Annotated in this window: 3 protein-coding genes and 1 tRNA gene; 1 reads left to right on the top strand and 3 read right to left on the bottom strand. The window is 66.9% G+C overall.

The genetic code is table 11. The annotated features are described in order from the left end of the window. Both CCR94_RS11980 and CCR94_RS11975 read right to left on the bottom strand, forming a co-directional pair. A partial coding sequence (locus CCR94_RS11980) for a sensor domain-containing protein (RefSeq protein WP_158254733.1) occupies positions 1 to 2,354 on the bottom strand: 2,354 nt, incomplete at its 3' end. 369 nt (positions 2,355 to 2,723) lie between these two features. Further along, positions 2,724 to 2,798, bottom strand: a tRNA-Thr gene (locus CCR94_RS11975). 409 nt (positions 2,799 to 3,207) lie between these two features. On the opposite strand from CCR94_RS11975, the gene murA reads away from it, so the two are divergent. Beyond that, the gene (gene murA / locus CCR94_RS11970) at positions 3,208 to 4,503 is read left to right on the top strand and encodes a UDP-N-acetylglucosamine 1-carboxyvinyltransferase (protein WP_104508087.1); all 1,296 of its coding nucleotides are present in this window, start codon (positions 3,208 to 3,210) and stop codon (positions 4,501 to 4,503) included. Between the two features lie 90 nt (positions 4,504 to 4,593). Here the strand turns inward: murA and CCR94_RS11965 are convergent. After that, positions 4,594 to 5,368 (bottom strand): tetratricopeptide repeat protein (locus CCR94_RS11965; protein ID WP_146089974.1); only part of this gene is annotated, 775 nt, incomplete at its 5' end.

Below are 5,368 nucleotides of genomic sequence, written 5' to 3'. Positions count from 1 at the left end.
TGGCAGCCGCGCCGGCGCAGCGCCTCGAACTGGCTTTCGGTTTCCACCCCCTCCGCCGTGGCGCACATCTCCAGCCCCTTGCACAGATCGGTCACCGCCGTGACGATGGCGTCGCTCTTGCGCGATTGTTCCAGCCCCCGCGTGAACGAGCGGTCGATCTTCACCTTGTCGAACGGAAAACTCTGCAACGAACTGAGCGAGGAATAACCGGCGCCGAAATCGTCCATGGCGATACGGGCGCCGAGTTTTTTGAGATCGCGGAGGATGCCGAGCGTGGCGTCCGTGTTTTGCAGGACGGCGGTTTCCGTGATCTCGATTTCCAGCCTCTCCGGCGCCAGTCCGCTCGTCAACAGCGCCAGTTCGACGGTTTCGAGCAGTTTGCGGCGCCCCGTGAACTGCACCGGCGAGATGTTCACGGCGACGCCGATCGGCTCGGGCCAATGCGCGGCCTGCGCGCAAGCCTCGCGCAAAACCCAGGCGCCGAGCGGCGTGATCAGGCCGATTTCCTCGCACAGCGGGATGAAGGCGTCGGGCGCGATCAGGCCGCGCTCGGGATGGCGCCAGCGGATCAGCGCTTCAAAGCTCTTGATGCGCCTTGTGGCGGTGTCGACGATGGGTTGGTAGCGCAGCTCGAATTCGTTGCGCTCCAGCGCCTGGCGCAGGTCGACCTCGACCGCGCGGCGCATCTGCATGCGCGCGTTCATCTCCGGTTCGAACCAGCGCCAGCCGCCGCGCCCGTCCGCCTTGGCGCGGTAGAGCGCCATGTCGGCGGCCTTGAACAGATCCTCGTAGAGCGCGCCGTCCTCCGGCGCGATGGCGATGCCGATGCTGACGCCGACCACCAGATGGTTCCCCTCGATGTCATAGGGCTCCGAGACGCACTCGATCAGACGGCGCGAGAGCGACACCGAATCGTTGGGCGTGGCGAGACCGGCCTGGATGATGGCGAATTCGTCGCCGCCCAACCGCGCCAGCGTGTCGGTCTCGCGCAATTGCGCGCGCAGCCGCGCCGCCACTTCGACGAGCAGGCTGTCGCCGACGGGATGGCCGAGCGTGTCGTTGACTTCCTTGAAGCGGTCGAGATCGAGGCAAAGCAGGGCGAATTTCTCGCCGCGCCGCGCGCGGGCCAGCGCCAGATCCATGCGGTCGCGGAACAGCACGCGGTTGGGCAGGCTGGTCAGCGCGTCGTGCCGGGCGGCGTGGGCGAGTTTCTGTTCGGCCACGATGCGCCGGGAGACGTCGATAACCACGCCGGCCGCCGTCAGCGGCTTGCCCTTGTCGTCATAGTGGTGGCTGGAGCGGACCTCCATATGGCGGATGGGGCCGTCCGGCTCGCGGCGAAAGCGGTAATGGAAGGAGAATTCCGGCTCGCGGCGGGCGAAATTCCTCGCGAGTTCCTCCATGATCCGTTTGGCGTCCTCGGGCAGCAGGGTGGCCAGCCAATCCTGCGTCGAAATTGGCCCCTCCGCCGGCAGGCCGTGCAAGGCCCGGGTTTCCGCGCCGCACCGGATTTCGCCGCTGCGGATGTCGCGGTGATAGGCGCCGATTCCGCCGGCGGTCATGCCGAGCCGCAGCAGCGTTTCGCTCTCGCGCAACTGGTCCTCGGCGAGGTTGCGCTCGGTCGTGTCCATGATGACGCCGACGGAGCGCGCGGGCAGGCCCTCCGCGTCGAACTGGTAACGGGCGCGCATTTCGATATAGCGCAAGTCGCCATCATCCTTGCGATTGATGCGATAGCTGAAGGCGATATCCGGCGCGCGGCGGGCGACGGCGTCCCGCGTCGCCGCCACGATGCGGGCGCGATCATCCGGATGCACCAAATCCAGCCAGCCTTGCGTTGAAAGCGTGCTTTCGTCCGACGCGTGGCCGAAAATCGCGCGCAATTCCGCGCTACAGGTGATCTCGCCCGTCGGGAGGTCGCGGGTAAAACTGCCAATTCGCGCGACTTGCTGGCCGAGCCGCAGCAATTGCTCGCTCTCGCGCAGCCGCTCGGTGATCTCGACGGTCTCGGAAATGTCCTGCAACACGGCGATGCAGCGGGCGGGGCGGCCGGATTCGTCGCGATTCCTGAGGGACACGCCGAGCCGCATCCAGATGGTTTCGCCGTTCGGGCCGACGTGACGAACGGTGGACTCCCATTGCCCCGTCGAGTCCATGGCGGCGAACCATTGGCCGCTCACCCGCTCCAAGTCTCCGGGATGGATGAGGTCCGGCGGTCCAAGCGTCAGCATTTCGGCGACGGGCCTGCGCATCATCTCCGCGAAGCGCCGGTTGACCCGCACGAAGCGGCGGGTGGCGATGTCCACTTCGGCTATGCCGGCGGCGCCATTTTCGAACAGCGCGAGCTGCGCCATGTCCGCGCCATCGCCGCACGTCACGAGCGTCGGTTCGGACTTCCCCAGAATTCGCCGAAACAACGACAGCAACATGCCAGACCCGAGAAAAGGCGCCGGCGGCGGCGCCGATGGGGCTTCCGACATGAAGCGCGGCGTAGAGACCATCATAGTCCCCCGGTTCAACGCCCCATCCTGCCGATTTACATCTAACAATCCCTGAAGACTTATGCCTAATGCGGTTTCCGCATGCCCGCGCCAGCGCGATCAGCTCTGCCGAGCCATCAGCGGCTCTTCTCCGTCTGGTCGAATTCCGCGATGAGGCCGACAGCAACGTTCGCCGCCGCTCGACACCATTCGGCACGGTCAGACACGTTCATTTTGGTTTGATGGTGCTGCGAGAGAGGATTGAACTCTCGACCTCTCCATTACCAATGGAGTGCTCTACCACTGAGCTACCGCAGCCGATCGTCCCGGCGGCGCAAGTGCGGGCCGGAGCGGGCGGTTTCTGCCACAGCGTTGGCCTTATGGCAAGCGCCTGTTTCGCTTTTGTCGCAATTCCTTGATCCAGGCTGGACGAAACCGGCCTTCGCGCCTATGAACCGAGCTCGATCCATGCGCAGACTATCTCCGCCAAGCCATGTCAGATCCCGAAAAACCCTCCGAATCGCCAGCGCCCCTCTCGCCCCGGAAAGTGGCCGAAAAACTCCGACTCGCCGAAGCCCTGCGCGAGAATCTGAAACGCCGCAAGGCTCAGGCGCGCAGACGCCTCGGGGAAACGCGCGGAAATTCTGGCTCCGCCGACGATTAGGGGCTATAGAGCCTGCCCTGACGCACAAGTTCGAGGCGCAATGAGCGCGAGAAGCGAGGTCGGATGGATCGCATACGTATTGTCGGCGGCAAGACACTGAACGGGGTTATTCCGATTTCCGGCGCCAAGAACGCGGCGCTGCCGCTGATGATCGCCTCGCTGCTCACCGATCGCACCGTTACGCTGGAAAACCTGCCCCGCCTCGCCGACGTCAGCCAGTTGGTGCGCATCCTCTCCAACCACGGCGTCGATTATTCCATCGACGGCCGCCGCCAGGGCGAAGGCAGCGAGGCCGGCCAGACCGTCCACATGACCGCGCGCGAAATCGTCGACACCACCGCGCCCTACGAACTGGTGTCGCGCATGCGCGCCTCGTTCTGGGTGATCGCCCCCCTGCTCGCCCGCTGCGGCGAGGCGCGCGTCTCCCTGCCCGGCGGCTGCGCCATCGGCACGCGGCCGGTCGATCTGCTCCTCATGGCGCTGGAGCGGCTCGGCGGCCAGATCGAGATCGAGGGCGGCTATGCCGTCGCCAAGGCCCCCAAGGGGCTGCGCGGCGCCGAAATCACCTTTCCCAAGGTGACAGTGGGCGGCACCCATGTGGCGCTGATGGCGGCGTCTCTGGCGGAGGGAACCACCGTGCTGCACAATGCGGCGCGCGAGCCTGAGATCATCGATCTCGCCAACCTGCTCAACACCATGGGCGCGAAAATCAGCGGCGCCGGCCAGTCCACCGTCGAAATCACCGGCGTGGCCAGGCTCAACGGCGCCAAGCACCACGTCTTGCCCGACCGCATCGAGGCCGGCACCTACGCCATGGCCGTGGCCATGACCGGCGGCGACGTGTTGCTGGAGGGCGCCCGCGCCCATGACTTCCAGGCCGCGCTCGATGTGCTCGTTCAGAGCGGCGCGCGGGTAGAGGCGAGCGACGCCGGCGTGCGCGTGTCCCGCAATGGCGGACCGATCCTGCCGGTCGATGTGTCCACCGCCCCCTTCCCCGCCTTCCCCACCGATCTCCAGGCGCAGTTCATGGCGCTGATGACCCGCGCCAAAGGGGTTTCGCGCATCACCGAGACCATTTTCGAAAACCGCTTCATGCACGTGCAGGAATTGGCGCGGTTTGGCGCGCACATCCGCCTCGACGGCGACAGCGCCGTGGTGGAAGGCGTGCCGGTGCTCAAGGGCGCGCCGGTGATGGCGACCGACCTGCGCGCCTCCGCCTCGCTAGTGATCGCGGCGCTGGCGGCGGAGGGCGAAACCATGATCCAGCGCGTTTATCACCTCGATCGCGGCTTTGAGGCGCTGGAGCGCAAGCTCAGCCTGTGCGGGGCCGAGGTGGAGCGAATTTCGGCTGGGGGGTGAGCATCCGGCGGCGCCAGATGCGTGGACCACCCTCGCCCTTCGAGACGCGGCCCATAGGGCCGCTCCTCAGGGTGAGGGCTATTCATTGCTTCAAATCCGCGCCGACGCCTGCGGCCGCACAGCCGTAACCGGCGGATCGTTCACCGCCGGATTGGCCGGGCGGGCGCGAAAAGCCGCCACCTGCTGCTTCGCCGCCGCCAGTTCGTCGGCGGACAGACGGGCCGCCACTTCATCGCGCTTTTTCGCGGCGTCGGCATCGCCCTGATTGGCGGCGGCGCTGAACCAGACATAGGCCTGCGCCATGTTCTGCGGAACCCCCATGCCTCGCGCATAGAGTATCGCCATATTGAACTGGCTGTCGCGCACGCCGAATTCGGCGGCGCGACGGAACCATTGCGCCGCGCCGGCATAGTCGGGCTTGCCGTCCACGCCTTCCGCCTCGATCACCGCGAGATTGTGCATGGCGCGGACATGGCCTTGCGCCGCGGCCTTCTCGTAATAATCGCGCGCGATCCGGGTGTCGCGGGTGACGCCGAGGCCCTTTTCATGGATCAGGCCAAGGCGGTATGCCGACTGGGCCTGGCCCTGCGCGGCAGCCTTCTCGAACCAGGCGCGCGCGGCCGCCGGGTCGCGGTCGAAGCCGCGCCCCTCGGAATAGCGGACGCCGAGATCAAATTGCGCGGCGGCGTCGCCCTTTTCCGCCAGATCCTTGAGGCTGGCGGCCTGCGCGCCGGCCTGGATCGCGCCCATGTCGGCGTTGCGCGGCAAGGTCGTTCCAACCGCGAGCGGATCGATCAGACTCGCGCCGGCCCCCCGCTTGGCGGCGGGCGCGGCGGGGACGGGAGCCGGAGCGGCCTGGACGGGC

The organism is Rhodoblastus sphagnicola, from assembly GCF_002937075.1.
Taxonomy (GTDB): domain Bacteria; phylum Pseudomonadota; class Alphaproteobacteria; order Rhizobiales; family Beijerinckiaceae; genus Rhodoblastus; species Rhodoblastus sphagnicola.
The sequence above is the reverse complement of the archived record's forward strand: the minus strand, read 5'-3'. Positions and strand labels throughout refer to the sequence as shown.

What these genes read in the sequence shown, in the direction of transcription:
- murA (WP_104508087.1), top strand. Translation starts at nt 3,208, where the DNA reads ATGGATCGCATACGTATTGTCGGCGGCAAGACACTGAACGGGGTTATT.